The sequence below is a fragment of the Synechococcus sp. RC10B2 genome, assembly GCF_047502635.1.
The window spans coordinates 36,788-63,787 of sequence record NZ_JANSHO010000078.1; the positions used below are offsets into that span (position 1 = coordinate 36,788).

At 60.0% G+C, this 27,000-nt stretch carries 28 protein-coding genes and 1 pseudogene; 15 read left to right on the forward strand and 14 right to left on the reverse strand.

The genetic code is table 11. The features are described 5' to 3' along the window. Positions 1-28: 28 nt before the first annotated feature. Both ileS and NW855_RS11975 read right to left on the reverse strand, forming a co-directional pair. Positions 29-2,794 (reverse strand): isoleucine--tRNA ligase, encoded by a 2,766-nt coding sequence (gene ileS / locus NW855_RS11970; protein WP_414508841.1) that lies wholly within the window; start codon positions 2,792-2,794, stop codon positions 29-31. Between the two features lie 564 nt (positions 2,795-3,358). Continuing rightward, positions 3,359-4,201, reverse strand: coding sequence for a nuclear transport factor 2 family protein (locus NW855_RS11975; protein WP_240527920.1), 843 nt, complete (start codon positions 4,199-4,201; stop codon positions 3,359-3,361). A gap of 61 nt (positions 4,202-4,262) precedes the next feature. Here NW855_RS11975 and NW855_RS11980 point away from each other — a divergent pair, with 61 nt between their 5' ends. The 4 genes and pseudogenes from NW855_RS11980 to NW855_RS11995 all read left to right on the forward strand — a co-directional run bounded on the left by NW855_RS11980 (position 4,263) and on the right by NW855_RS11995 (position 8,565). Beyond that, complete coding sequence (locus NW855_RS11980) at positions 4,263-4,748, forward strand: rhodanese-like domain-containing protein (RefSeq protein WP_414508822.1); 486 nt, start codon at positions 4,263-4,265, stop codon at positions 4,746-4,748. A gap of 131 nt (positions 4,749-4,879) precedes the next feature. Further along, a complete protein-coding gene (locus NW855_RS11985; protein WP_240527865.1) occupies positions 4,880-6,727 on the forward strand; it encodes an aminopeptidase P family protein in 1,848 nt (615 codons plus the stop codon). 88 nt (positions 6,728-6,815) lie between these two features. Then, complete coding sequence (locus NW855_RS11990) at positions 6,816-7,241, forward strand: TerB family tellurite resistance protein (RefSeq protein ID WP_011430539.1); 426 nt, start codon at positions 6,816-6,818, stop codon at positions 7,239-7,241. Between the two features lie 490 nt (positions 7,242-7,731). Further along, positions 7,732-8,565: pseudogene (locus tag NW855_RS11995) on the forward strand (TMEM43 family protein). Between the two features lie 248 nt (positions 8,566-8,813). On the opposite strand, the gene NW855_RS12000 reads toward NW855_RS11995, so the two are convergent. The 8 genes from NW855_RS12000 to NW855_RS12035 all read right to left on the reverse strand — a co-directional run bounded on the left by NW855_RS12000 (position 8,814) and on the right by NW855_RS12035 (position 14,618). Beyond that, the gene (locus tag NW855_RS12000; protein WP_414402757.1) at positions 8,814-10,019 is read right to left on the reverse strand and encodes a PLP-dependent aminotransferase family protein; all 1,206 of its coding nucleotides are present in this window, start codon (positions 10,017-10,019) and stop codon (positions 8,814-8,816) included. Between the two features lie 26 nt (positions 10,020-10,045). Continuing rightward, the gene (locus tag NW855_RS12005; RefSeq protein WP_228375226.1) at positions 10,046-11,143 is read right to left on the reverse strand and encodes a hypothetical protein; all 1,098 of its coding nucleotides are present in this window, start codon (positions 11,141-11,143) and stop codon (positions 10,046-10,048) included. Beyond that, positions 11,140-11,682: a hypothetical protein gene (locus NW855_RS12010; RefSeq protein WP_187147154.1), complete on the reverse strand. Its 543-nt coding sequence runs from the start codon at positions 11,680-11,682 to the stop codon at positions 11,140-11,142. Before NW855_RS12010 ends, NW855_RS12005 begins: the two co-directional genes overlap by 4 nt. 101 nt (positions 11,683-11,783) lie before the next feature. Next, the gene (pyrF, locus tag NW855_RS12015) at positions 11,784-12,482 is read right to left on the reverse strand and encodes an orotidine-5'-phosphate decarboxylase (RefSeq protein WP_011430543.1); all 699 of its coding nucleotides are present in this window, start codon (positions 12,480-12,482) and stop codon (positions 11,784-11,786) included. Positions 12,483-12,502: 20 nt separating this feature from the next. Continuing rightward, the gene (locus NW855_RS12020) at positions 12,503-12,934 is read right to left on the reverse strand and encodes a DUF6464 family protein (protein WP_240527863.1); all 432 of its coding nucleotides are present in this window, start codon (positions 12,932-12,934) and stop codon (positions 12,503-12,505) included. 55 nt (positions 12,935-12,989) lie between these two features. Continuing rightward, positions 12,990-13,331 (reverse strand): hypothetical protein, encoded by a 342-nt coding sequence (locus NW855_RS12025; RefSeq protein ID WP_011430545.1) that lies wholly within the window; start codon positions 13,329-13,331, stop codon positions 12,990-12,992. Between the two features lie 64 nt (positions 13,332-13,395). After that, positions 13,396-14,208, reverse strand: a complete 813-nt coding sequence (gene pgeF, locus NW855_RS12030; protein ID WP_011430546.1) for a peptidoglycan editing factor PgeF — start codon at positions 14,206-14,208, stop codon at positions 13,396-13,398. Further along, on the reverse strand, positions 14,205-14,618 hold the full coding sequence (locus NW855_RS12035) for a DUF3119 family protein (protein WP_011430547.1): 414 nt from the start codon (positions 14,616-14,618) through the stop codon (positions 14,205-14,207). Before NW855_RS12035 ends, pgeF begins: the two co-directional genes overlap by 4 nt. 150 nt (positions 14,619-14,768) lie before the next feature. Here NW855_RS12035 and NW855_RS12040 point away from each other — a divergent pair, with 150 nt between their 5' ends. The 3 genes from NW855_RS12040 to NW855_RS12050 are packed head-to-tail and all read left to right on the forward strand — an operon-like array spanning position 14,769 to position 16,349. Continuing rightward, a complete protein-coding gene (locus NW855_RS12040) occupies positions 14,769-15,134 on the forward strand; it encodes an arsenic resistance protein (RefSeq protein ID WP_414402758.1) in 366 nt (121 codons plus the stop codon). Further along, complete coding sequence (gene arsB / locus NW855_RS12045) at positions 15,107-15,916, forward strand: ACR3 family arsenite efflux transporter (RefSeq protein WP_414402759.1); 810 nt, start codon at positions 15,107-15,109, stop codon at positions 15,914-15,916. Before NW855_RS12040 ends, arsB begins: the two co-directional genes overlap by 28 nt. Before the next feature lie 16 nt (positions 15,917-15,932). After that, entirely contained in the window at positions 15,933-16,349 is a 417-nt protein-coding gene (locus tag NW855_RS12050) for a YidH family protein (RefSeq protein ID WP_011430549.1), read from the forward strand. Here NW855_RS12050 and NW855_RS12055 read toward each other — a convergent pair. Further along, positions 16,316-16,723, reverse strand: coding sequence for an ArsR/SmtB family transcription factor (locus tag NW855_RS12055; protein WP_049749757.1), 408 nt, complete (start codon positions 16,721-16,723; stop codon positions 16,316-16,318). The two genes, NW855_RS12050 and NW855_RS12055, sit on opposite strands and share 34 nt — an antisense overlap. A 112-nt stretch (positions 16,724-16,835) precedes the next feature. Here NW855_RS12055 and NW855_RS12060 point away from each other — a divergent pair, with 112 nt between their 5' ends. From NW855_RS12060 to NW855_RS12075, 4 genes are all read left to right on the forward strand, one after another. Beyond that, a complete protein-coding gene (locus NW855_RS12060) occupies positions 16,836-17,555 on the forward strand; it encodes an MBL fold metallo-hydrolase (protein WP_099813148.1) in 720 nt (239 codons plus the stop codon). Positions 17,556-17,619: 64 nt separating this feature from the next. Beyond that, positions 17,620-18,087: a DUF29 domain-containing protein gene (locus tag NW855_RS12065; RefSeq protein WP_414402762.1), complete on the forward strand. Its 468-nt coding sequence runs from the start codon at positions 17,620-17,622 to the stop codon at positions 18,085-18,087. 19 nt (positions 18,088-18,106) lie between these two features. Further along, a complete protein-coding gene (locus tag NW855_RS12070) occupies positions 18,107-18,688 on the forward strand; it encodes a rhodanese-like domain-containing protein (RefSeq protein WP_414402763.1) in 582 nt (193 codons plus the stop codon). Then, positions 18,685-20,481, forward strand: a complete 1,797-nt coding sequence (locus tag NW855_RS12075; RefSeq protein WP_414402764.1) for a SulP family inorganic anion transporter — start codon at positions 18,685-18,687, stop codon at positions 20,479-20,481. Before NW855_RS12070 ends, NW855_RS12075 begins: the two co-directional genes overlap by 4 nt. Here NW855_RS12075 and NW855_RS12080 read toward each other — a convergent pair. Beyond that, positions 20,456-21,715, reverse strand: coding sequence for a hypothetical protein (locus NW855_RS12080; RefSeq protein ID WP_414402765.1), 1,260 nt, complete (start codon positions 21,713-21,715; stop codon positions 20,456-20,458). The genes NW855_RS12075 and NW855_RS12080 overlap by 26 nt on opposite strands. A gap of 281 nt (positions 21,716-21,996) precedes the next feature. On the opposite strand from NW855_RS12080, the gene NW855_RS12085 reads away from it, so the two are divergent. From NW855_RS12085 to lipB, 3 genes are all read left to right on the forward strand, one after another. Continuing rightward, positions 21,997-23,196, forward strand: a complete 1,200-nt coding sequence (locus tag NW855_RS12085; protein ID WP_414508823.1) for an RNA-guided endonuclease InsQ/TnpB family protein — start codon at positions 21,997-21,999, stop codon at positions 23,194-23,196. 33 nt (positions 23,197-23,229) lie between these two features. Further along, positions 23,230-23,562 carry a thioredoxin gene (gene trxA, locus NW855_RS12090; RefSeq protein WP_414403038.1) on the forward strand — a complete coding sequence of 111 codons (333 nt, stop codon included), beginning with the start codon at positions 23,230-23,232 and terminating at the stop codon, positions 23,560-23,562. Positions 23,563-23,638: 76 nt separating this feature from the next. Next, positions 23,639-24,400 carry a lipoyl(octanoyl) transferase LipB gene (lipB, locus tag NW855_RS12095; protein WP_414403040.1) on the forward strand — a complete coding sequence of 254 codons (762 nt, stop codon included), beginning with the start codon at positions 23,639-23,641 and terminating at the stop codon, positions 24,398-24,400. Here lipB and NW855_RS12100 read toward each other — a convergent pair. Continuing rightward, positions 24,397-24,846 (reverse strand): tetratricopeptide repeat protein, encoded by a 450-nt coding sequence (locus tag NW855_RS12100; protein ID WP_414508824.1) that lies wholly within the window; start codon positions 24,844-24,846, stop codon positions 24,397-24,399. The genes lipB and NW855_RS12100 overlap by 4 nt on opposite strands. Positions 24,847-25,106: 260 nt before the next feature. Between NW855_RS12100 and NW855_RS12105 the strand changes: the two genes are divergently transcribed. Continuing rightward, positions 25,107-26,300: an RNA-guided endonuclease InsQ/TnpB family protein gene (locus NW855_RS12105; RefSeq protein WP_414508825.1), complete on the forward strand. Its 1,194-nt coding sequence runs from the start codon at positions 25,107-25,109 to the stop codon at positions 26,298-26,300. A 116-nt stretch (positions 26,301-26,416) separates the two neighbouring features. Here the strand turns inward: NW855_RS12105 and NW855_RS12110 are convergent, their stop codons facing one another. Further along, positions 26,417-26,998 carry a Uma2 family endonuclease gene (locus NW855_RS12110; RefSeq protein ID WP_011430559.1) on the reverse strand — a complete coding sequence of 194 codons (582 nt, stop codon included), beginning with the start codon at positions 26,996-26,998 and terminating at the stop codon, positions 26,417-26,419. Positions 26,999-27,000 lie beyond the last annotated feature (2 nt).

Here is a 27,000-nt window from a genome sequence, read left to right on the forward strand (position 1 = left end):
CCAACAATTCCGACAATCCATCCGACGTTCAAAATTCGCCGGCCAGGGCTGCCACACAGCGCTCGCACAGCTCTGGGTGTTCGGCAAACTCGCCCACCCGGGTGGAATAGTTCCAGCAGCGCACGCATTTTTTCCCCTCCGCTGGCTGAACGGCAACCTGTAGATCCTCCTCTCCAGGGCCGGCCTTGACCAACTCGACTTGGGAAGTGATAAACAGGTAGCGCAGCTCGGCTGCCCGCTCCTCCAGCAGGGCATGTAGGTGGGGATCCGCCACCTTGAGGATGAGTTTGGCCTCGGTGGAAGCGCCGATGACCTTGTCGGTGCGGGCCTGCTCCAGGGCCTTGTTCACCTCCTGCCGCACCGCCCGCAGCTTTTCCCAGGTGGCGGCCAACTGGGGATCCCGCCACTGCTCCGGCAGCCGCATCCAGCCCCCTTCGAACACCGAGCGGGTGGGCTTGGGGTAGGGCAGGTAGCTCCAGATCTCTTCGGCTAGGTGGGAGAGCACGGGGGCAATGGCCTTGGCCAAGTTCTCCAGCACCAGCGACAGCACCGTCTGGCACTGCCGCCGCCGCAGGCTGCGGGCGTGGCTGATGTAGAGGCGATCCTTGCCGATATCCAAGTAGAAATTGGAGAGATCCACCACACAGAAGTTTTGAACCGCTTGGAAAAAGCGGTAGAACTGGTAGTTTTCAAACGATTCGGTGATCTCCGCTCCCACCTCCTGCAGGCGGTGCAGGATGTAGCGATCCAACTCCGTCAACGCTTCAAAAGGAACAGCATCCTGCGCCGGGTTGAAGTCGTAGAGGTTGCTCAGCAAAAAGCGGGCCGTGTTGCGGATCTTGCGGTAGACATCCGCCATCTGCCCCAGAATGGTCTTGCCTATCGGCACATCGCCGGAGTAGTCGACGCTGGAGACCCACAGCCGCAGCACATCGGCCCCGTAGGCGGGATCCGTCTGCGGATTGCTGCCGCCGTTGATGAGCAGCAGGGGATCGATGACGTTGCCCAGGGACTTGCTCATCTTCTGGCCCTTTTCGTCCAGCACAAAGCCGTGGGTGAGCACCGCCTTGTAAGGGGCCTGGCCGTTGACGGCCACGGAAGTCAGCAAGCTGGACTGGAACCAACCCCGGTGCTGGTCGGAACCCTCCAGGTAGAGATCCACGGGGTAGCCCAACCCGCGTGCCCGGGCCACCGCCGCCCAGGAGGAGCCGGAGTCAAACCAGACATCCATGGTGTCTGTGCCCTTGCGGTAGGTGCGGCCATGGCGGCGGTACTGCTCCGGCAGCAGCTCTTCCACCGGGCGCTTCCACCAGGCGTCGGATCCCTCTTGGGCGAAGATGGCCTTGATGTGGTCGATAGTTTCGGCTGTGAGCAGCACCTCGCCGGTCTCCTCGTCGTAAAAGACGGGGATGGGCACGCCCCAGGCCCGCTGGCGGGAGATACACCAGTCGGAGCGCTCCTTGACCATGGCGGTGATGCGGTTTTCCCCTTCCGGTGGGATCCACTTCACGGTTTTGATGGCCTGCAGAGCCAGCTCCCGGAAGCCGGCTACAGAGGCAAACCACTGCTCGGTGGCCCGGAAGATGGTTGGTTCTTTGGTGCGCCAGTCGTAGGGGTATTTGTGGTTGTAGGGTTCTTCCTTGAGCAGGGCGCCGACAGCCCGCAAAGCCTTAATGACAGCTAGGTTGCCACTGGTTTCTGGTTCTTTGGAGAGCACATCTAGCCCGACAAACTGGGGGCCGGCTTCTGCGGTAAACCTCCCCTGCTCGTCCACGGGGCTGAGGATGGGCAGGCCGTATTTTTGGCCGGTCTTGAAGTCCTCTTCCCCATGCCCCGGCGCCGTGTGGACAATGCCGGTGCCGGACTCGGTGGTAACATAGTCCCCCAGCACACAGAGGCTGCTGCGGTCGAAGAGGGGGTGGCGTCCCTGGCAGTACTCCAGGGCGGATCCCGGCAGGGTGGCCTTGACCTCTAAGGGGGTCTCCAGGACTTTCTCCAGCCGCTGCCGCAAATCGGCGGCAATCAGTAGTAGGCCGAAGCGGGGAGACTCCACCACCGCATAGGTAAGCTTGGGATTGAAACAGAGAGCCAAGTTGGCCGGGATCGTCCACGGGGTAGTCGTCCAGATGGCCGCCCGCAGGCCTGGCAAGAAGGGCTCCAAAATCGGCTGCGCCGCCGGGCTGAGGCTCTGCAGAGGAAAAGCTACGTAGATGCTGGGGGAGATGTGGTTGTCGGGATATTCCAGCTCCGCTTCCGCCAGGGCTGTCTGGGAGCTGGGGCTCCAGTGGACGGGCTTGAGGCCGCGGTAGATGTAGCCTTTAAGGGCCATCTGGCCAAACACCTCGATCTGGGCCGCCTCGTACTCCGGCGATAGGGTCAGGTAGGGCCGATCCCAATCTCCCCATATCCCCAGCCGCTGAAAACTGGCCCGCTGCACGTTGACGTAGTGCAAGGCGTACTCTCTGGCCTTTTGCCGCAGTTGTAGGGGGGTGAGGCTCTGCCGCTCCTGGGGGGAGAGGCTTTGCAACACCTTCAGCTCGATGGGCAGACCGTGGCAATCCCAGCCGGGCACATAGCGCACCTTGCGCCCCTGCAGGAGGTGGTACTTGTTGATGATGTCCTTGAGGATCTTGTTGAGGGTGGTGCCCATGTGGATGTCGCCATTGGCATAGGGCGGCCCATCGTGCAGCACAAAGGGATCCCCAGGATTGTTCTCCGACAGACGCTGATAGATTTGCTCTTCCTGCCAAAAGGCTTGGATGGCGGGCTCCCTCTTGGCAGCCTCCGCCCGCATGGGAAACTGGGTTTGCGGCAGGTTGAGGGTACTTTTGTAGTCCACGGCAACTTGAGCAGGCTAAAGGGCGTCCTTCTATCCTACGCCGTTGCCTCGTTCTCAGTCTCCTTGGCCTGAGGGGAAGGGATCCGGCCCGCCACCTTGGTAAAGATTTGTGCTAGCCTCAGGATGTCGTTGAGTAAGGGAGGTTCCAGCGGATGCCAGATAGTAGTTGTTGTAAGGGTCGTCAAGTTGGGTTCAGCCGGCTGTGCGCCGGGGCTGTTCTCTAACGGCCTGAACTCAGATCCTTAGCTTGCTGAGGAGTCTTCGCGTTCTGGCTCGCTTGGAGTTCCTCCCGGCAGTCAGGTTCCAGTTGAAGGCCCGCTAGACCGCTCTCTCCTGGACCGCCTGTTTTGCCTGGGTGGTGGGGGAGAGCGGATAGTTTTTCTGCAAGTTTTCGACGACCGCCGGGGCTTGGAGTCGAGCAGAAATCTTCCGAGGGCTTCCAGACCTCTCAAATCTCAGCTTCGCCCAAAAGATCTCAACAACTACCCAGGTCAAGAGTCCTTAAGGGCTGTCGATCCCTCAGGGTTGAATGACGAGGCGCCGGCTTTCGACAACAAGGCCACTCTGGTTGACTAGCATCACCGAGAGCCAGCGGGCGCCAGCTTCTGGCGGCGCATCTGCCTGCAGGAAGAGCCCGCCCGCCTGCAGAGGTTCAAGGGCAAACGAAGTTAGATCTAAGTAGCCGGCCGCAGCCACGGGCTGCTCCTCGACGGCGCCCAACAGCAAAGATTGGGCGAGGGGCTCGGCCACAATGGCCTGCAGCGAGTAGGGGGATCCCGGCTTGACCACCTCCGGCAACCTGAAGGTGACGGTGGGGGGCGCCGAGCCGGAGGTGAGGGTGCTGGCCTCCCGCAGCACTTCCTGCTCCACCAACAGCAGTTGCTCCGGCTTGGCCGCATTCGGGCGGTAGCGGTTGCGCACCAGGGCAGAGGCCTGCACCTGAAACTCCCCCCGCGCTGAAGATTGGGATCCCTGCACTTGGCTGGCGATCTCGGCCACGATCTCAGGGCCTAGCCGCCGCCAAGAGAGAATTTCCGCTGCGTAGGTCAGCTGGGGATGGGCCTCCCACAGCTTGCGAATGGCCCTTTCCACCCCCTGCCGATCCAGGCCGTCGCGGTGGCGGAAGTCGGGGCTATAGCCGGCCATCACCTCCTCCAGATCCCGCCGGTTGGCGGCCTCTATTTGCTCTTGCAGCCACTTCACCAAGGGAGCCGGTGCCGGGGCGGAGACCTGTTTTTGGATCCCGCTTTCCAGAGGCAAGGGGGCAGCCTGGGCCGCTGCCTTGCTGGGCAAAGGGATCCCCCAGCTCAAAGTCAGAGCAAGGAACCCAAGCAGTTGGGAAAGGGTGGATTGGAAGCTCAAACTGGGGGCCTCCGGCGGCAAATCTGCCTTTCTTTAGTTTAGCTTGCTGAGGATCGAGGTTTTGAGGTTTGGCGTTGCCTCACTGGAGTGGGCCTGGGTTTATCCTGGGAGCTGGGTTCTCGGCGAGGTGTGCATGGCGTCCCACCACTCCCCTGCTTTCTTAGCTTTGGTCAACGAGGCCAAAAGCCGCATCCAAGAGCTGACAGTCGAGCAAGTCAGGCAGAAACAACTGCAAGGGGATCCCTTTTATTTGGTCGACGTGCGGGAAGAGTCGGAGTGGCAGGCCGGCCACATCGTCGGCGCCATTCACCTCAGCAAAGGCATTATCGAGCGGGACATCGAGAAGGTGATCCCAGACAAAGAAGCCGAGATTGTCCTCTATTGTGGCGGCGGCTTTCGTTCGGCGCTGGCAGCCGATAACCTGCAAAAGATGGGCTACCGCCGCGTGATCTCCATGGACGGCGGGATCCGCGCTTGGCGAGAGGCCGGCTTTCCCGAATCTCAGCCCTCACCCCCAGCCCCTCTCCCAGAGGGAGAGGGGAGTTAGAGCGGTGCGTTCGCAACCGCGTCGCCTAGCAATAACGCAGAAGCCCTTGGCTACTGCTTCGCAGTTGACCAGCGGCCTAGGTAGCCGGTTCCTCTCTTCCCATCTGCTTTCCCAAGGTAAAGAGAACTATATTGGTCTCTAAGGTCATCGGCCCAGATCTCCCTCTCATCCCCACCATGCTCCAAACCCTGCCCCGCCTGGATATTGCCACTCGTTTGCAGCAGTTGCGCCAGCTTTTGCAGGAACAAAATCTCGATGGCTTTTGGGTGCCCTCGGCTGATGAGCACCTCAATGAGTATTTGCTGGAATATCGCAAGCGGCGGCAGTGGATCACGGGCTTTACCGGCTCGGTGGGCGATGCCCTAATCAGCCAAGACCGCGCCTGGCTGTGGGTGGATCCCCGCTACCACGAGCAGGCGGAGCGGGAGGTGGATCCCAACCTGTTTACGGTGATCAAAGGCGGCCTGCCGGATCAGCCCAGCCTGATGGAGATCGTGGAAGAGCTGGGATCCGGCTTTCGCCTGGGGGTGGATCCTTTTACGGTGTCGGTGGCCACCTACCGCCAGTTGCAAGCCCACGCCCAAGCCGGAGGAGTGCTGCTGGTGCCGGTTAGCGAAAACCCACTGGACAAGCTGGCCAAGGAATCTAGCCAAGCCCTCTTGGAGCAACCCATCTACCCTGTCCCTGCCCAGCTCTGCGGAGCCCCCCCCAGCGACAAGCTGGCCCAGGTGCGCCAGGAGATGCGCCGCAAGCGGGTGGGACTGTTGCCCCTAACCAAACTGGATCAGGTAGCTTGGCTGTTTAACCTGCGCGGCTCCGACATTCCCTACAACCCGGTCTTCCGCGCCTATGCGCTAGTTGCCCTGGAGAGGGTTGCCCTGTTTACTGATCTGGAGCGCCTCACTCCCTCCGCAAAGCAAGTGCTGGCTGAGGCAGGGGTAGAGCTCTGGCCCTACGAGGCCTACCGGGAACAACTGCCCCAGTGGGCCGAGCGCTACGGGCCAGTGGGAGTAGATCCCAAGCAGACTACCCAGGGCACGCAAGAGCTGCTGCGGGGGGCAACCTGTCGCGAGTTGGATCACCCCGTGGATCTCCTCAAGGCGGTCAAAAACCCCACCGAGCTGGAGCAGATGCGCCTGGCCAACCGCAAAGCCAGCCGGGCCAAGATCCGCACCCTGGCCTGGATTGACCGGCAAATCCAAGCAGGGATCCCCATCAGCGAAGCCGATGTGGCCGCTGTTATGGAGGCCCACTACCGCGAGGAAGGGGATTGGGTGGGCCTGAGCTTCAACACCATTGCCGGGGCCGGCGCCAACAGCTCCATCGTCCACTACGGCACCCCCGATCCCCAGAAGTTCTTGCAGACAGGCGAGTTGTTTCTGTTGGATTCCGGATCCCACTACCTGGGGGGCACGACCGACGCTACCCGCACCCTCTGGATTGGCCCGCAACCGGCGGATCCCCTGTGCCGGCGGCGCTACACCGAGGTGCTCAAAGCCCACATTCACTGCGCCCGTCAGATCTTCCCCCCCGATACCTACGGCGTCTCCTTGGATGGCATTGCCCGTTCCAGCCTTTGGCAAGCGGGGCTGGACTACGGCCACGGTACCGGCCACGGTGTCGGCGCCTTTTTGAACGTCCACGAGGGGCCCAACGGGATCCACCGCCGCGCCAGCACCCCCCTCAAGGTAGGCATGATCACCAGTATCGAGCCGGGCTACTACCAGCCGGGCTGGGGTGGAATTCGCCTAGAGAACCTCTACGAAGTGATTGCAATTCCGGAGCCAGAGGGCTGGATGGGCTTTCGCTCCCTGACTTGGATCCCTTTCGATAGGCGGCTGATCGATTGGGATCTCTTGGACGAGGCACAGCGGGCTTGGCTTGAGGAGTATCACCGCCAGGTCTACGCCATTCACCACGCCACCTTGTCAGAACAAGATGCCGCCTGGTTAAAACGCGCCTGCGGCCTCGCCGAGTGAGACTGCCCCTGGCCAGCCCCTTCCCAGCTCGCTCAGGGCCCCAGAACCCCGACCGCCAGCGGCACCTCTAGCGACAAGGGATCCCGCCATGAACCCGACAACCCAACATCGGCTCATCCTCAAAATTGTGGCCGGCTCCGCCTGGGCCGATGGGCACCTAGAGCCGCAGGAGTTGGCCTATCTGAGATCCCTGCTGCGCCGCTATGGTTTGGAGCACGATGCCGAGCTGCGAGAGCTGATCCAAGAGCCCATTCCGATGGCGCAAACGGAGCGCTGGATGGCCGATTATCTCGCCCAGGCCACCGAAACCGAGCGCCTACAACTTCTGGGGGCAATCGGCAACCTGATGATGGCCGACAACGCCGTTTCTCCGGAAGAGCACGACCTTTTGGATGACTACTACACCCTAATGGCAGGGATCCCGCCTCGCCCAGAATCGGCACCCCATCTGGTGAAGGGCGTGGGGCAGTTTTTCCGGCGCCTGGTCAAGGCTGTAAGGGGGGACATTGCTTAATCAATTCTTAGCTGAAAAATAGGGTTCTCATAACCTGTACGAGGTGCAATCTACTTCTGGAATAGACATAAGTTTGGAAAAGTTAAAAACTTGCTCTGAATTCTATAATTCTATAAAACGGCTAGATTTCATGGATAAATAGAAGGGGCTGTGCTAGACTGAAGTCATCGCTGGGGACAGGGCTATGGCTGAGCGTTATAGATAGGTAGAGCGGGTTGGGTTTGGCTCGCGGCTGGCCAGTTCTTTTGTATCAGTGTTTGTTGGATTGATTTTATTTTTGGGATCGTTCTGGCTTTTGTTTTGGAATGAGGGGCGGGTCAACCTTGCCCAAGTGGCAACTGGGGCCATTGAAATCAGTCCATTGGGCTCGCCCTCTGCGCCTCTTGGAAGCTTAGTATCGCTCACAGGCCCAATTACCAGCAATGAGCTTTTGGGCGATAATCTCTTCCTGCGGCCAGGGCCGTATATTGCCGTCAGGCGCAAGGCGGAAATGTATGCTTGGGAAGAGGAATGGGAAGAGGAAAAAGAAACTCGCACTCAAGAGGAGTTTGGCGGATCGGAAGTCAGAGAGACAATCTATACTTACACCAAAGTCTGGACGGAAAACCCCGAAGATTCAAGCCGGTTTTATCGCAGCAGTGAGCACGTCAACCCACCGATGGCTTTTTCCAGCCAACTCTTTTGAGTCAGCCAGGCTCAAATTGGGAATTACCGAATTGGAATGCAAGATTTGCAGATCGAAACTCCCTACGCTGTTCCTCTGGAGCCCCAAACGTTGATCCCGGGGATCCCAGCTAGGGTGGAAGGCTTTTATGTTTTCAAGGGGCGGGGAACCCTGGCCAATCCACAAATTGGCGATATGCGAACTTCGTACACTGCCTTGTACAGCGAAACTCAAGTAACTGTCTTTGGTCGTTTGGCCACCCCTAACAGCCTAGAGAGCTACCTGGGGCCGCGCAGCATTCGATTTTATCGGCTATTTGCCAGCGATCGATTTGCAGCCATTGAGCGTCTTGCTGCCGAACACAATGCCCTGACTTGGATCCTGCGCTTTGTGGGATTCTTGATGATGTGGATCGGGGCCGACTCTTTCTTCGTCCCCCTTCATACGATGCTCAGCATCTTTCCTTTTCTAAGCGGCCTGGGGCGATCTATGACGAGAGTGGTCACCTTTTTCATAGCCTTGGTTTTAACAGGGACGACTATTTTAGTCTCATCGATAGTGCATAATCCGGTGGCGCTGCTCCTCTGTTTGGGTGTGGCGGGAGTTTTCATCCTCAACGTGCTGGGGCGACGTCCCAGACGGCAAGTGGCAGGTTTTTAAGAGTTCCTCTGCCGGCACAGCAAAGAGCTTGCAGCGCTGCTGCATCCATTCAAATATGGCTGCTCCGAAGAGCAGCGAAATAGCTTGTCTCGATTCCTCTTACTTTCCCCTCACCCCCAACTTCTCTCCCGAAGGACAAAAGGAGCTGGGGATCAAGGCAAACGGTTTCAACGCAATTTGGAGCGACCAACCTACTAATCCCCGAAGGTTAAGAGCCGCTTTGTGGCTGCCCTAGCAGATTCTTTTTCCTATATTGATCGTTGGCCCATGAGTTTGTACAGTTGCTCTCCGAGGATCTGGATGCCGCTGAGGATGCGCTCTTCCGGTTGGTAGCTGAAGGCGAGGCGCAGGGCGTGATCCCCTTGGCCATCAGCAAAGCAGTGGGTACCCGGCAAGAAAGTTACCCCCAGCGCTCGGGTGGCCTCCAGCAAGGTGTTGGCACTCAGGGGAGGGGGCAGCTCGCACCAGATAAAGAATCCACCCCCAGGGGCCTCCACCTTGACTTCAGGGGGAAAACATTGAGCGATGGCCTCCAACATCAGGTGGCACTTTTCTCGGTAACGGCGGATCAAAAGCTGAATGTGGCTCTCTAGGCGGCCTTCCCCGCAGTATCGGGCCACCACCCGGCCCAAAAAAGGCCCCAGGGATCCCTCGCTGCGAAACATCTCCAAGCGGCGGATGATCTCGGGATGGCCACAGGCCCAGCCCACCCGCACCCCCGGCGCCACAATCTTGGAAAAGGTGCCCACGTGCAGAACCCAGCCCTCTTTATCCAGCGCGGCCAAACTGGGCAAGGGATCCCCGACAAAGCGCAGGTCGTAGTAGGCCTCGTCCTCCACCACCACCACGCCGTATTCAGCCGCCAACTGCAGCAGCTTCTGCCGCCGCGGCCAAGAGAGGGTGCAGCCCCTAGGGTTGTGAAAGGTGGGAATGGTGTAGATAAAGCGGGGTGGGATCCCTTGGCGGGCTAGCTCGCGCAACACCTCTTCCAGGCGATCCACCACCATGCCCTCCCCATCCACCGGGATCGAGATCAGACGCGCCCCTGCCGCCGCAAAACGGCTGACCGCCCCCATGAAGGTGGGCCCCTCCACGATCACCACATCCCCCGGCTCCACAAAGACCTGGGGCAAGAGGCCAAGGATCTGCCCAGAGCCATAGCCGATCAAGAGGTTTTCCGGCTGCGCCTCCACCCCTCTGGCCCGCATCAACTGCTGCACCACCTCGATCAACCCGGCAAAGGTGCCGCCGTAATTGAGGGCAGCATCCCCATCTTCCGCCAACACCTCCGCTGTCGCCCGCGCCAGGTCGGCCTTGGGAAACAACCGCGGATCCGCCAGGCCAAAGGTAAAACTGGTTACTACCGGCACCGCCCCAGCGATCTCCGCGCCAACAGGAGGCGGGATCACCGCCTGGGCCCGCCGGGCGAACAGGGTCTCTAAGAGGGGCCGCATCCGAATCTTCAAGGCAGGAGAAGAACTCAGGCCAACGCTTGCCACGATAACAAGAACGAGCTGGCTAAGAGCAGGGATCCCAAAAACTGTCGCCAGCCCCGGCAGGGGATCTCCGCCAAGACGCCACCGGCACTCAGGCACAAAAAGGGCAGGGCCACCAGGCCCCAACGGGCGCTTTGCTGCAACAGGTTCATCTGGGGATCCCAAAGCCAAGCTGCTAGCACCCCCATCCACAGGACATGGCCCAAACCAGCCAAGCTGAGCAGGGTTTGTTGGCGTTCCGCCCAGGGCCAACCCAGCCGCACCAAGGCCAGCCCCAAGGGCAACATCAAGGTGGCCAGAACAGCCAGGCCGCTTTGGCTGGTGAGCGAATAGGACACCGTCGCCGTAGGAAAGCGCTCTGTCCCGGTGAAGGGATCGGCGGGCAGCTCGACCCGCAGCAACCAGGAGAGGCCAATCACCAGCAGCAGCCAGAGTAGCCCTTGCAACCGCTGCCGCGGCCAGTGTTGGCTAGTCCATAGCGCCCCCCAGAGCAGGGCCAAGAGCCAAACTTTGTAGCTCAAGGCACAGGCCAGCGCCAAACCCCCCCAGCGCAGGCGGGATCCCGGTCCAACACCGCTGCTGACCAACAAGACCAGGCTGGCCAAGATCTCGTTGCCCGGCTCCAAACCCTGGGTCAGCACCCAGGGGCTGAGTCCCCACAGGCCAGCGCTCCAGAAATTGCCCCAGCTCCAGCACAACAGCAGGATTACCAGGCAGGCCAGGGCCGAGACAGCTCGCAGGATCCCTTCGGGGGGGATCCCGGTTCCCTCAGCCAGCCAGGGCAGTAGCCCGTTTGCAATTGAATGGTAGAGAGGCAGTTCCGCTTGGACAGGGGGCAGGGATCCCTCAGGGCCACTGATGGGCACAGCGCGCCACCACAGCATCTGAGCCGGTTGCCCCACAAAGCGGAGCCGCTGACCCAGCAGCAACCCCATCCCTCCCCACAGCAGCCAGTGGCTCACCCAACTGAGCCCGTCTGGGCGGTGGTGCCGACGTTTGTCCGCCCTGGACAGGCTCAGTTGAGGAAAAGAGGGACGAGACAGCCGTTTGCCCTGAGGAGGCATGGCGGGGGGAAACTTCATAGGGTAGGCCTAGTCAACTCTAGATCGCCCGTCAAGGGACACCCAGCCTCCTGCCAGCGACGAATGGCTTGGGCGGTCAGTCCTTCGGTGACGTCGCGGACAGGAACACCGGCGCCGGTAACCTGCAGGCGCACCAGTTGCCAGGGATCCCCAGGTGTAGCCCGCAGCACATAAGCTTCATAAGCCAGTTGCAGGGTTTCGCTGCGCCGACCGGCTAGGGGGTTATCCTCCCGCTCGGGCTGCTGGGGCAGAACCAAGCGGCGCTCCAGCGTGGTGAAATACAAGCGAAAGCCTTGGGAAGCCGAGGCGGCTGGGCTATCCGGCAGAAGCTGGGCCAGCTCCTCGGCAGAGAGGAGTTCGGCCTCTGGCCGGCCCACCAACACCACCTGAAAGTCTGAGCGGGCGCGGCTCAAGGCCAAATTGAGAAACAAGGGCAACTGCTCTGTCAGGGCTTCAGCCCAGGTTTGCGGATCGGCAGCACAAACTTCTCCTCTGGCTGCTGTGGCAGTAAGGCAGCACAACCCCAAAGCCGCCGACAAACCTATCCGCCACCCCCCTCGGGCGGGGTGGGGGAAAAGATACCCGCCCGCTTGTCTTCTTCGCCGGCTACACCAGCCTAGGAACGGCATTGCCCCAATCCTCAGCCGATCGCTTCCTCTACAGCTTGAAAGCGTTGCCAGGCCGAAACGGGATCCGCAGCCGCCGTGATGGGGCGGCCCACCACCAAATAATCGGCCCCCGCCCGCAGCGCTGCCGCAGGGGTGCAGACCCGCCGCTGGTCGTCCTCCGCTTCTGGATCCCCAAGGCGGATCCCTGGGGTTACCAGCAGCACCTCCGGCCCCAAAGCCTGCCGTAGCCGTCCCACTTCCTGGGGGGAGCAGACCAGCCCGCTCACGCCTTGATCCAGAGCTAGCCGCGCCAACTGCAACACATAGTCGCCGGGATCTCGTTCAACGCCCAACTCCTGCCGCACCTGGTCGGGGCCAAGGCTGGTGAGAAGAGTAACTGCCAACAGCCGGCAAGAACTGCCCTGGGTGGCGGCCACTGCTGCCCGCAACATGGCACTGCCGCCAGCGGCATGAACGGTGAGCAGATCCACCCCATAACCAACGGCCACCTGAGCGGCCCGCCCCACTGTGTGGGGAATGTCGTGCAGCTTTAAATCGAGAAAAATGCGCTTGCCCCGTTCCTTAAGGGCCTGCAAAATCTGAGGGCCAACAGCCGTAAACAGCTCCAGGCCCACCTTCCACCACAGCACCTGGGGCAGGCGATCCACCCACTTCAGGGCCTGCTCCCAAGAAGCGGTATCTAGAGCAACAATGAGGCGGCTACCCTGCATGGCGAAAGCCCTCAGGCCGGCTAACGCGAAGGGCTCCGCTCTCGCGGCTCATAGTGGGGGCAGCCTTCACAGGGGCCATAGGGGTTGACGGCACAGCGCAACTCCGGGGAAAGGGCATTGTAGCGACAGGTGGGATCCCCAATCCAGCCAGGCGGCGAAGCGACATAAGTATAAACAACTACACCCCCGAACCCCAGTGGGCTGACGAAGAAACGGCTGGTGCTGAAGGACTCCCCCCCAGCAGGGTTGAACGTTTCCTCATCGAGCTCTGAACCGGGCTGCGGCTCCTCCTCCAGGCTCCAGAAGGCTTCCCACTGCCGAAGGGTTTCTTGGAGAGGCGCGGCCAGGTGTTCCGCCAACTCCGTCAGGGCGGCTTCCAAAGCGGTGAGGCTTTCTTCCGCCGCCTGGGTGAAGGCTGCCACCCATTCCTCCAAGAGCTTCTCAAAATCCATGCAGCAGCAACCTGAGAGCTTTCTTTTCACCTTACCGCTTGCCTGGGCAAGCCGGCTAACTTCCCCCTTGACAAACGGCATCTACTAACTCTTGGTTGACCAAGGGAAACAGCTCCGCCAATTCTTCGGCAGATAGGTTGCCGGTACAAACATTGGCGCGGATATGCCACTCTGCCCACATCAGCGCCGAGGGAACGGTGGGATCCTGGCCTTGCTCGGAGCCGGAACCCTTTGCGGGCCCTGGAGCCAGGCGGCGTCCGGGCCCGATGTTCAGTTGCAGTACGTTGTCGCGGTTGATGCCCGTCAGAGAGGTCTGGGCAGGGGCTTCTCCGACAAAGGCAAAAGGGAAAGACAAAGCCACCCAAACCAACCCCCGAAGGGCAAGCCGGCAAAGCATGGGATCCCTCCCCCGCGAGATAGGGTTGAGTTTTGAGGGCAATTATAGCTGCTATTTTTGGCAGCTAGGATTTGTCAAAAGCCGCCTTTGGCAGGCCAATCGCCGACCACTGCACGCAACGACGGCCCTGGTCATCCTCTAAGGCCCCCTCGCGGCGATAGGAAAAGAAATCCTGAGGCTGGCCAAAGGTGCAATGAGGACTGATGGCGATGTGCTCCGGCGGGATCCCCTGAGCTTCGGCCTGGGCGCGGTTGATCCAGCGCAGATCCAGGCGCACCTTACCCGGCAGAGGATCTGGCCAGAGGGCAGGTTGTGGGTCTACCCCTGAAGGCAGCGACTGCAGCACCTGCTCGGCCACTTCCTGAGAAACCTGGTAGGCTGGCCCGGAGATGGCCGGCCCCAGGGCAATGCGGATTTGGCTGGCAGGGATCCCCCCCTGGAGAAAGGCCTGCAGCACCTTAGTCAGGATACCGGCAGCCGTCCCCCTCCAGCCGGCGTGAACTGCGGCCACCCAGTGGGGGCTGGCCACCAAAATGGGCACACAGTCGGCAGTGCAAACCCAGGCCGAGTCCCCTGGGCGACGGGCGATCACGGCATCTGCTTCGGGACGGGCGAAACTCCCTTCCCCGACGTGAGAACCTGAAGCCCTCCCCTGGGAGAAGACAACTGCATCCGCCCACGTCCAGCGACAGCCATGCACCTGGTGGCCCCACGCAGCTCGTTCTGGGAGGAGTTGCAACTGGTCGGCCATATCGGCTGGTTGATAGGGGGAAGCTTGACGACAGCCAAAAGCATGGGGCCACCCCGCCAGCAGTTGACACTGCAGCCAACGCCATCTCCCTGCCTCTTGCCAAACCCAGCCCCCGGAACCGCTCATCGGCCTGATGGGTGGAAAGGGGATCCCTGCCGTCGGGCGTGCAGGTGGCCTAGCCGCTCCTCCAGGCAGATGCGCAGCTCGACCGGGTTGAAGAGCATCGGCAAAAAGTGAATGCTCCGGCTTTCTCGGAAGAAAAACAAAATCGGCACCGGCCGCCAGAAGATCTGCCAGTCCTGCCACTCGCTGTAGGGGAACTCGCGGATGCGCCGGGAGCCGCTGTAGACCTGCAGCGCCGTGCGGGTAAAGGCCAGCCCGATCAGACAGGTCTGTACCAGCAAAAACAGGCCAAACAACCCCACTCCCAACCCTAGCCAAAACGAGAGCCACAACAGCGGCACCGCCAAAGCCAGCACTGCCAAGCTGAGGCGGAAGTCGGGGGTCAACAGATGGGCAGAGTGGGGTTTGATCACTTTTTGCTTCTCCTCCGCTTGCCAGCTCCATTTTACGCCGCTGCCACTACCTTTCTCCGGAGGGATCCCGCCTCTGGGTAAGTTGGGGGCATACCAAACAAGTTGTTTTGATGTATCCTGACAGAGCACACAGGAACGCGGCTTTTGATCATGGCCCTAACCGCATCTGACCCCAAAGCTCTCCCCAGCGGCGGCTCCCTGAGCTTTTTTGAGCGCTATCTCACCCTTTGGGTGGCCCTGTGTATTGTTGCCGGGATCCTCCTGGGGCGATGGTTTCCGGGCGTGGCCGAGGCTTTGGATGCCTTGAGCCTCTATCAGGTCTCCCTTCCCATTGCCGTCTGCCTGTTTTTCATGATGTATCCCATCATGGTGAAAATTGACTTCGGCCAGGCAGCCTATGCTTTGAAATCTCCCAAGCCAGTGCTGTTGACCCTGGCCGTGAACTGGCTGGTGAAGCCCTTTACCATGGTGGTGATCGCCCAGTTTTTTTGGGGTGGCTGTTTGCCCCTTGGATAACCGGCACGGAAATCATCCGCGGCACAGAGATTAGCCTCAGCAGCTCCTACATTGCCGGGGCCATTTTGTTGGGCATTGCTCCTTGTACAGCCATGGTGCTGATGTGGGGCTATCTCAGCTATGGCAACCAGGGCCACACCCTGGTGATGGTGGCGGTGAACTCTTTAACCATGCTCTTCCTCTACGCACCGCTGGGCCGCTGGCTGCTGGCCATGAGCGATTTAACGGTGCCCTGGCAAACCATTTTGCTGTCGGTGGCCGTCTATGTGGGCCTACCGTTAGTTGCAGGAGCAGCCTCCCGCTATTGGATTCTCAAAACCAAGGGCCGGGAATGGTTTGAAAAAGCTTTTTTGCGCTACCTCAACCCCATTGCCATCGCCGCCTTGCTGGTGACGTTGGTGCTTCTTTTTGCTTTTAAAGGGGATCTCATTGTGGAAAATCCCTTCCACATTTTGTTGATCGCAGTGCCTCTTTTCGTTCAAACCAACCTCATTTTCGGCATCACCTATGTGGCAGCCCAGAAACTGGGCTTGTGCTATGAGGATGCGGCTCCGGCAGCTTTAATCGGCGCCAGCAACCACTTTGAGGTGGCCATTGCAACGGCGGTGGTGCTGTTTGGCTTGAACTCAGGGGCCGCCCTGGCCACCGTCGTAGGGGTGTTGATCGAGGTGCCGGTGATGTTGATGTTGGTGGAGATCTGCCGGCGTACCGCCTTTTATTTCCCCCGCCAGCCGGAAAAGGCCAGCTTGCCCGATCCCCGCTGCCTTAAAATTAGCCCCTGAGGGATCCCTTCAGCCCATGAACCTGCCCCCGGATCGCCAACGGGAACACCAGGCCAACGAGCGCACCTTTCTGGCTTGGCTGCGCACCTCTGTGGCTCTCATTGCCTTTGGTTTTGCCCTCACCCGCTTCAGCCTCTTTCTGCAGCAGATCGAAGCTTCCAGCTCCCCCGAGCAGCCCTCCCCGAGCCACGGCCTCTTGAGTACCCAGAACCTGGGCCTCCTGTTGGTGATCTTTGGGATCCTGACAATTGGCCTTTCAACCTGGCGCTACAACCAGGTGATGCGGCAAATCGAGGCGGGCAACTTTCGCCCCAGCCGTTTTCTCGTCTGGATCATGGCTGCGGTGGTGGCCCTGTTTGGGCTGCTGAGCCTTCCCCTGATGCTGCGCCGCCCCCGCCCTCAGGAGCCTTCCCGGCTCAGCCTGCCGGAGTGAAGGGCTGCCAGCGGCTGCAATTGCCGGGCTTGCTGCTTGAGCCGCTCGATCAACTGCTTGCACACCACCTCGCACAGCTCAAAGCAGATGGGATCGGCAATTTGGTAGTAGACGCTCACGCCCCTGGGCTCGCGGCTGACGATCCCTGCCTGCGCCAAGATCTTGAGATGTTTGGAAACGTTGGCCTGGCCCATGCCGGTGGCCTCTAAGATCTGGGTGACGTTCTTGGGTCCCGAGCGCAACTGACACAGGATCTGCAGCCGGCTGGGCTCCGCCAAAACCTTGAAGTAATCCGCTACGCTGGTCAGCACTTCCGGCGTCAGAGTCAACTGGCACTCGTCTTTGCCACCTTTCACGAGCTCGTCCCAATCCATAGCCTGTCTTGAGGGATGCGCTGGCTTGATTTTAACACTAAATAGTTATACAGTAGATCTAGAGGCCCGAATTGGATCGCGTTCGGGTTTTGCCAACAGACAGGAGGGCAGCATGCTATTTCGCCAACTGTTCGACACCGAGACGAGCACCTACACCTATTTAATCGCAGACCCAGACACCCGCGAGGCAGCTCTGGTGGATCCCGTTTTGGAGCAGGTGGAGCGGGACTTGAAGTTAATTCGAGAGCTGGGTCTGACCTTGAAGTACTGCTTGGAAACCCACGTCCACGCCGATCACATCACCGGCACTGGCAAGCTGCGCGAGCTGACCGGCTGCCAAGGGGTGGTGCCGGTTCAGGCCAAGGCGCAATGTGCGGATCGCTTTATCGGCCATGGGGAAACGCTGCAGGTGGGATCCATTGTCATCGAGGCCATCGCCACCCTGGGCCACACCGACAGCCACATGACCTATCGCGTCAATGGGGATCGCGTTCTTACCGGCGATGCCCTGCTCATTCGCGGCTGTGGGCGCACGGATTTCCAGAGCGGGGATCCCGGCCTGATGTATGACCATGTTACCCAGCACCTGTTTACCCTGCCGGACGAGACGTTGGTCTATCCCGGCCATGACTACCGGGGGCACACCGTCTCCACTATTGGCGAAGAGAAGCGCTGGAACCCCCGCTTTGTGGATCCGGAGACCGGAAATTTGCGTTCGCGGGAGAGCTTCATCGCCCTGATGAACAGCCTCAACCTACCTCAGCCCAAGAAGATTCAGGAGGCGGTGCCGGCCAACGAGCAGTGCGGCCAAGTGGCAGCAGCCGCGGTTTAGGGGGAGGCCGCAAGGCTTGGCGCTGGGTAGACTTCTCTCAGGCAGCCCGTCAGGAGGGTTGAGAGTGGAACCCCAAAATCTCTATGAGAGGGATTTCTATGCTTGGACGCAGCAACAAGCCCAACTGCTGCGGGAGCGGGCCTGGGAGAAGCTAGACCTGCCCCATTTGATTGAGGAGATGGAATCGTTGGGCAGGCAACAGCGGCAAGAGCTGCGCAACCGGCTAGGGGTTTTGGTGGGGCACCTTCTGAAATGGGAGTATCAGCCGCAGGCTAGATCTGTAAGCTGGCTTCTTACCCTACAGGTGCAGCGACAGGAAGTTCTGGATCTATTGGAAGAAAACCCCAGCTTGAGGCCCTATTTGCCGGAGGCCATCTCCAAGTCTTACTTGAGGGCGCTGCAGCTAGCCCTGGAAGAGACCAAGCTGCCCAGAAAGACTTTTCCCAAGACGTGTCCTTACGCTCCCGAGCAAATCCTGGATAGCCAGTTTTACCCCGGCGAGCCCAGCAGGTTGCTTGAGGAAGAAGGTTAGTTACCCGAGGAGGAAACCAATGACTGTAGCCCGACAAAATCCTACGCCTTCCGCTCAGCAGGAACGGGATCCCCGTCTCAAGGAGATCGACGCCCTGACCTTAAAGCAGTGGCTGGATCAAGGGCGGGTACAGCTCATCGACGTGCGGGAGCCGGGAGAATATGCCGATGAGCGGATCCCAGGGGCGATCAACATGCCTCTGTCTAGCTTTGATCCGGCCAAGGTGCCCGCCTCGACGCCGGAAAAACCGGTGGTGTTGCAGTGCCGCATGGGCAGCCGCTCCATCCGCGCCGGCTGTCAGTTGCTGGAGTACGGCTGGCCGGAAGCGATGAGCCTAAAGGGCGGGATCGAAGCCTGGAAGGCCGCCAAGCTGCCCACCACCCGCACCCGCAACGCCCCCATCTCGCTGATGCGGCAGGTTCAAATTGCGGCGGGATCCCTGGTGGTGGCCGGCACCCTGCTGGGAGCTTTTGTCCATCCGGCCTGGCTGGTGTTGAGCGGCTTTGTGGGAGCCGGGCTGGTGTTTGCCGGGATCACCAACACCTGCGGCCTGGCGCTGCTGTTGGCCCGCATGCCCTGGAACCGAGGTCAGACGCTATGAGCAGCGAGATCCCGTCCGCCTCTTCTACAAAGCAGGGGATCTGGGCGCGCTACCTGCCCTTTGCCAAGGATTCCTTGTGGTGGCTTCGCTATCGGCGAGAGGATCTGCCGGGGGATCTCATTGCCGGACTGGTTACAGCCACTCTTCTAGTGCCCCAGAGCATGGCCTACGCGCTGCTGGCCGGGCTGCCTCCCCAGGCGGGCCTCTACGCCAGCATCCTGCCGGTGATCGCCTACGGCTTTCTGGGATCCAGCCGGGCTTTGTCGGTGGGGCCGGTGGCCATCATCTCCCTGCTGGTGGCCGCGGGCTTGGAGCCGCTGGCGGAGCCGGGCAGCCCGGAGTATGGCCGGCTGGCGCTGGGCTTGGCCCTGGAAGCGGGCTTGATCCAAGTAGGGGTAGGTCTGCTGCGGCTGGGGTTTTTGGCCAATTTCTTGAGCCACTCAGTGGTAACGGCCTTCGGCAGCGCGGCAGCCTTGATCATCGCCTTCAGCCAGCTCCGCCATCTGCTGGGGGTGAAGATCGCCAACACCGAGTCCTTCTGGCTGCTGCTGCAACGGCTCTGGCAGAGCTTGGAGGGAGTCAACTGGGCCACCCTGGGGCTGGGGCTGTTATCCATCGCCCTCTTGGTGTACGCCCAGCGGAAGCTCCCAGCGCAACTGCGCCGCTGGGGGATCCCACCCCTCTGGGGCCTACTTCTCACCAAGGGCGCGCCGCTGGGAGCCGTCTTCCTGACCACGCTGCTGGTGTGGGGGTTGAACCTCTCGGAAAGATCAGGAGTGGCGGTGGTGGGATCCATTCCGGCGGGTTTGCCCCCCCTGACCTTCCCTTGGCTGAGCTGGCCAGAGTGGCGAGCTTTGCTGCCCACAGCCTTGGCCATTAGCTCGGTGGGCTTTACAGAAAGCTATGCGGTGGGGCAGTCGCTGGCCAGCCAGCGGCGCCAGAAAGTGGATCCCAACCAGGATCTGGTGGCCCTGGGGGTGGCCAACCTGGCGGCAGCCGTGAGTGGTGGCTACCCGGTAACCGGTGGGATCAGCCGCTCGGTGGTTAACGCTCAGGCCGGGGCCAACAGCGGCCTGGCCTCGGTGGTCACGGGATCCCTGATAGCCCTGGCCGTGATCTGGCTGATGCCCCTGTTTACCTTCCTGCCCCAGACGACCTTGGCAGCTATTGTTTTGGTAGCCGTGTTGGGGTTGGTGGATTTTCACCCCTTGCTGCAGAGCTGGCGCTACGACCGCGGCGATGCCTTGGTTTGGCTGGTCACCTTTGCCAGCGTGTTGGGGATCGGGGTGGAGCCGGGGATTGGGCTGGGGGTGCTGGTTTCCATCCTGCTCTTTCTTTGGCGGGCCAGCCGTCCCCACATCGCCATTGTTGGCCAGGTGCCGGGCACCGAGCACTACCGCAACGTGCTGCGCCATGAGGTGATTACCGATCCGCGCATCTTGGCGGTGCGGGTGGATGAAAGCCTGTTTTTTGCCAACGCGGCCTACCTGCAGGAGTCCATCCTGCAGGAGGTAGCAGCGCGGCCAGCAGTGGAACAGGTGCTGCTGGTGGCCAGCGCCATTAACTTCGTCGACGGCAGCGCTTTGGAGGCCCTGGCCCAGTTGGTAGAACGTCTGCAGCAAATGGGGGTGGGCTTTGCCCTGGCCGAGGTGAAGGGGCCGGTGATGGATCGCCTCAAAAGGGCTGGGTTTGTGGAGAAAGTGGGCGCCGAGCGCTTCTTCTTGTCGACCCACCAGGCGATGCAGGTTCTCAAGTCTCAGACGAACTCTATGCCGGCAGCCGCTTCCGGATGAGCACAATCGGCGTTTGCTCTGCCGCATTGCCGGCTGGGTTCTTGCGCAGCGCCTGCTCCACCAGCTCCTCCTCCACGCCAGGGCTGGTTGCCAGAACGCTTACTTCGCCTAGATCGTTGGCATCGACAATGGCCACCTCGTAGCCGGTCTGGGCATGGAGCTCGGCCACCAGCTTGGCCGGATCCCGCGGCCCCAAGACGATGAACTGGTCGTAGGGGGGCAAAGTGCCGGTGACATCGTCGATCAAGGCCGCCTGCTCCCCCGCCAGGGCGTAGAAGGCTCCGCGGATCCCCAGCAATTTGGCCAGGGATCCTACCACAAAGGCCGCCAGCACCCGCCAGGCCCCGGAGCAGTCGATCAAAGTCTGCATCCCGTAGCAGCTTGAAAGACTGGTCTTGGAGGGGAAGAAGTAGCACAGGGTGCGTGCCAGCCAGCCGGGTTGGACTTGGAGAGGATGGCGAAAGTTGCCCTGCACAATGGCCACGGCACTCTCGGAAATAGCCACCACATCCCCAGGCTGGACGTGAGGGCTCACGTACCGCTGCAGCACCTCGGCCAAGTCATCGCTGGGGGTCAGCAGATGGGTGGGAACGGCGGCCCAAAGGAGGGATCCCTGCTTCTGCCAGTTCAGCTCTGGCAAGGGCTCCACTTCCTGCAAGGGCAGGATCAGGTGGCTGGTCTTCAGGGTGCGCCGTTGCCGCCCGTACTGGATGTAGTCCAACTCCAGCCAGGCCGAGCGCAAATGGGCCAGCCCTTCCCCCTTCAGCTCGATCTCGACTTCTAGGCCAGTCTGGTTCTGGGGGGTGATGATGTAGGCCTGCCAGTAGTTGTCTTGGCGGGGGGGAAGATCCGGATGGCGAGAGCGCAGGCGTAGGCGGTTGTGAATGCCTTCTAGGGATCCGGCGCTGAGCAAATGCAGTCGCGGCTCCACCTGGGCCAAGGTGACTTCCAAAAGGGGGTTGAGGTTGCGAGCCACAAACTCCGCTTGAATGACCCAGTGCTCGGGGGTGTGGCGGCTGATGCGCCAGCCTTGGGGCTCCACCACCAGGTGATCGGCGGGGCGGGTCTTGAGCCAGTAGAGCAAGCTGCCCAAACTCAGCAGCAACCCGGCCACTACCTGAGCCCAGCCCCAGGGATCCCAAAGCCAACGCCAAGCCCCCCATAGGCTGAGTCCTACCCCAGCCAGCACTGCAGCCAACACGCCACGATTCACCATGCTGCTACTTGTTGCCATTGGGATCCCACTCCTCAAAAAAAGACAAGTGCTTAAACCCTGCTAAAGTCTGCCCCTTTGTCCACCACAACACCCTAGACTACAGGTACGCTCTAGCTCTTCTCCCAAACCCTAGCCATCCTACCGGGAAACTGAAGCAGGCCGTAGCGGGATCCCTACCTAATTTTTAGTCTCAAACAGTTAGCTTACAAATAGATTTCATTTCAGCTAGAAATCGCAGGAGCCCCGCACTGTACCCGTAGGGTCAGTGTCGGGAGGAATGCGGAAGTTATGATAGAACCATGACCCAAGTCCTGACTGTAGCTTGCAAACTCAAGGTGTCCCAGTCGCAGGCCGCAAAGTTGGATGCGACGATGGATGTCTTTGTGCAGGCGTTGAACTGGGTCAACCAAAACACACCCGAGAAAGTCGCCAACGCAGTCAAACTCCAATCCCTTTGCTATTACCAGATTCGCGCTCGGTTTGGCTTGTCCAGTAATCTGGCCCAGCAGGTCTGCAGACGGGTGGCAGGCGCTCGCAAAGTGGCGAGACAGCGCAACCGTCCAGTTAAAGAGTTCAAGCGTAGGTTCGTTACCTACGATGCACGTATCTTCTCGTTTCGCGAGAAAGACTGGACAGTGTCGCTTGCCACGGTTGATGGAAGAGAACGCTTTGAGCTAGCCATTGGCAACTACCAGAGGGGAATGCTGGCTGGCTCTAACCCCAAATCGGCCACCCTAGTCCAGCGCAAAGACGGCTCCTACTCCATCCAGATTTGTGTTTGTGTCGAGGCAGACCCCCCCAAGCAACAGAACACCGACAAGGTGATTGGGGTTGACCTGGGACGGCGAGACATTGCACATACCTCCGAAGGAGACAACTGGAATGGACAGCAGCTGAGCAAAGTCCGAGATCACTACTGTCGGTTAAGAGCGTCTCTTCAGCGCAAGGCCAGTAAGGGCACCCGCAGTTGCAGGCGGCGATGCCGTCAACTGCTGCAACGGCTGTCTGGCAAAGAGAGACGCTTTCAAGCTTGGGTGAACCACAGTATCGCTAAGCGCATCGTTAAAGCAGCTCAATCTCTTTCTGCCTGCATTGCCATTGAGGACTTAAGCGGCATTCGAGAACGCACCAATCAACACCCCCGCAGTCATGAGGAGCGGCGGCGTAGCAATAGCTGGGCGTTCTACCAGCTGCGGCGGTTTATCGAATACAAGGCTGTGAGGGCGGGTGTCAAAGTGGTAGCTGTCCCTGCGGCCTATACCTCGCAGATCTGCCACAAGTGCCTGCATATTCATCCCGACTCCGCTCAATCCTATCGCAAGGGTAAGCAGTTCAAATGCGGGCACTGCGGTTGGGAAGGGGATGCGGATTTTAACGGTGCGAAGGTGATTGCGCTTTTGGGGGCTGCCGTAAACCAGCCTAGAGGTCCGTGGTTGGCTTGCCAACTGCAGGGCTGCCGAAAGCCCGCCCTGTACTGCGAAGCAGTCAGGGTCGGGTAGTTTACGCTTTTCAGAACACTCTGGGAGTTTCCTATGGCGCACAAACAGCAATTCAAAAGTTTTGCCGACATGATTCAGGGATCCAAAACCCCGATCCTGGTGGATTTTTATGCTTCCTGGTGCGGCCCTTGTCAGGTTATGGCGCAAGTGTTGGAGCAGGTAAAACCTCAGGTGGGGGATGCGGTTACTTTTGTGAAGGTTGACACCGAAAAGTACCCAACCATCGCTGCTCGCTGGGGCATTCAAGCGGTGCCAACGCTGATCCTCTTCAAAGATGGGAAGCCGATTGACCGCATTGAGGGGCTGTTGCAGCCGCGGGCCCTGTTGGAGCGGTTGCGGGCGCAGGTCAACCTGCCGGTAGGCTAGGTGGACGTTGCTGGGATGGGGTCTTTTGGTCATCTTCTGGTGGCACAGCGAGCTCTCCAGCAAAACCGTCTTTGAGATGTCCTCGCAGGTGTTTGAGCGCTCTTTGGGATCTCCGCCTCTGGAGGTTCACCTGGCGGGAGAAGTGCCCTATCGCACCGCTTGGGCTTGGCAGCAAGCCAGGGTGGCTCGCCTGATCTGCAATCCGCAGCTGCCAGATGGGCTCCTACTGCTCACCCACCCGCCGGTCTACACCCTGGGGGCAGGGGCGGATCCCAAGTTCCTCAAGAGCTTGGCTGGACAGATAGGATCCCCAGCTATCCACCCGGAATCTCCTTCTGAACAAGAGCCAGAAATCCTGCGGGTAGAGCGCGGCGGCGAAGTCACTTACCACGGGCCAGGCCAGTGGGTTGGTTATGCGATCCTCAACCTCAGGCGCCACCGTCTGGATCTCCACTGGTACCTGCGCCAACTGGAGCAGGTGCTTATTGAAACTGTGGCCCACTTTGGCCTGCGGGGGGAGCGGATCCCTGGCCTCACAGGGGTTTGGGTGGAGGGGCGCAAAGTGGCGGCCATCGGCATCAAGGTCTCCCGCTGGGTGACCTACCACGGCTTTGCCTTGAATGTCTGCCCCGATCTGTCGGCCTTCGAGGCCATCGTGCCCTGTGGGATCCCTGATCGCCCGGTGGGATCCCTAGTGCACTTTTGTCCAGAGGTAACGATGGCTGCCGTAGCTCCGGTGCTGGTGGAGTCGTTCTGTCAGGTCTTTGGGCTGCAGGCTCAGGCAGTTTCCCTGGCCGAGTGGTTGGGAGAACGCAAGTCTCTAAAGACTCAAGGCTAATCCACCCCCAACTGGCGCAGCAGTTGCTGCAGGATGGTTTGGTCGGCAAAGTTGCCGCTCTTGGAAAAGAGAGCCAAGGCCTGGCGAAAGTCGGCCATCGCCGCTTCTCGATCCCCCAGTTGCAGGTGGGCCACGCCGCGGCTGAAGTAGGCTTCTGGAATTCGCGGATCCAACTGAATGGCCCGCTCCGCATCGGCCAGAGCTTCTTCCGGCTGGCGCAACTGGTTGTAGACGTAGCTGCGGTTCACATAGGCCGGCGCATAGCTGGGATCCAACTGCACCGCCCGATCCAGATCCGCCAGGGCAGCTACGGGATCCCCCCGCAGCAACTTGAGGGATCCCTGCCAGTTGAACTCGGAAGCGGTGTTTGGGGCCGAGGTCTTCTCAGGAGGAGGTGGGAAGGCAGGCAAAGAGATGGCAGGGGCAGGAGCGAGGAATGCTGCCAAGAAACCTATCAGAGCTATCCTTCCCCATCGACACTTGATTGTGCTCCGCACCGCTAATGACGTCCTCTTCGGATCCCGAACTAGTTCAATATAGACCGTCGGCGAGAGGGGCAACCCCCTGCACTTAACTTGCAAGGGGTGCGGGGAGCTACAAGTTCCGCGCTCTGGCGGGAAAGTCAGCTAGAAATCGCAGGAGCCCCGCACTGTACCCGTAGGGTCAGTGCCGGGAGGAATGCGCTTTGATGAAGTACAATGAACTTATGAGCCAAGTCCTGACCATATCCTGCAAGCTCAAGGTGTCCCCGTCGCAAGCCGCCAAATTGGACGCGACGATGGATGCCTTTGTACAGGCATTGAACTGGGTCAACCAGAACACGCAGGAGAAGATCGTCAACGCGGTCAAGCTGCAATCCCTTTGCTACTACGAGATTCGAGCCCGGTTTGGCTTGTCCAGTAACTTGGCTCAACAGGTGTGCAGACGGGTAGCGGGTTCCCGCAAAGTGGCTAAGCAGAAAAAGCGTCCCGTCAAGGAGTTTAAGAGCGGCTTTGTTACCTACGACGCTCGCATCTTTTCGTTCCGTCAAAAAGACTGGACGGTGTCGCTGACCACGGTTGAAGGGAGAGAACGCTTTGAGCTAGCCATTGGTAACTACCAGCGTGGGATGCTGGCTGGTTCCAACCCAAAAGCTGCCACGCTGGTCAAGCGCAAAGATGGCTCCTACTACATCCAGATTTGCGTAGAGGAAAAGCCACCCAAGCAACAAGATACCGACAAGGTGATCGGGGTGGACTTGGGAAGGACAGATATTGCCCATACATCGGAAGGAGATAACTGGAATGGACAGCAGTTGAACCGAGTCCGAGACCACTACTCCCGGTTGAGGGCGGCACTCCAACGCAAAGCCAGTAAGGGCACACGCAGTTCGCGGCGCAGATGCAGAGAACTGTTGCAACGGCTGTCTGGCAAGGAGAGGCGCTTTCAGGCGTGGGTCAATCATCGCATCTCTAAAGCTATTGTCTCTAGGGCAAAAGCTACCAACAGCGCTATTGCTCTGGAAGACTTGACAGGGATACGGGAGCGTATCAACCAACAACCCCGCAGCAAAGCCGAGCGACGCAGGGCCAACAGTTGGGCGTTCTACCAACTGAGGCAGTTTCTGGAATACAAGACTCTGCGTGCAGGAGTTGCTTTGATTCTGGTGCCGCCTGCCTACACGTCGCAGACCTGTCACAAGTGTTTGCACATCCATCCCGACCCTGCGCAATCCTATCGCAGTGGCAAGTCGTTCAAGTGTGGGCACTGTGGATGGGAAGGGGATGCGGACTGGAATGGGGCCAACATGATTGCCAAACTTGGGGCTGTCGTAAACCAGCCTAGAGGTCCGTGGTTGGCTTGCCAACTGCAGGGCTACCGAAAGCCCGCCCCGTACTGCGAAGCAGTCAGGGTCGGGTAGTTTACGGTCGAGATACCGACTCCTCTGCCAAGTCGTTCTGTGACGCGGGGCAGGAATGCCCAATGGCAAGGTTGGGAGGCCCAAGCTCTATTGGCTAGAGTGAGGGCGGGGGGATGTTACAAGGAAAGCTTCTGGAATAGATGAGCCACCGGCAGGGCAAATCCTGGAATAACCTCTTCACCTTCTAGAAGATCAACCGATTTCAGGAGGCGGTCAGGCTCTTGAGAGCTGCGATACACCAGGACGTAGTGCTCGCTGGGGTGAACCAGCCAAACCAGGCGGCTGCCATTTTCAAAGTACTCCACCAGCTTGTCATGAATTTCTTCAACCGTATTGCGGGGGGAAAGCACTTCAACAGCCAGATCTGGAGCGCCTTCCAAAAATCCTGTGGGCAGTTCAGCCATGCCCTGCAAGCGTTCTTTAGCAAAAAAAGAGATGTCAGGGGAGCGCCAATTTCCACTCTTCATCTTAAAAGCAGTGCTGGAATCTAAAACGATCCCCAGCTTGTTGGACAAAACGTAGGGGGTCAAAGCTGCCAATAGGAGGCTGCAGACATAACCATGGAGTGCCCCCGCGCTTCCCATATCAATTGGCTTCCCATCAACAATCTCGTAGCGATGTCCCTCCCTGGACAACGCCATGAATTCTTCGGCTGTCCAAGCTCTTTTTCCCTGAGTTGGCACAGCTCCGACGGTCATCT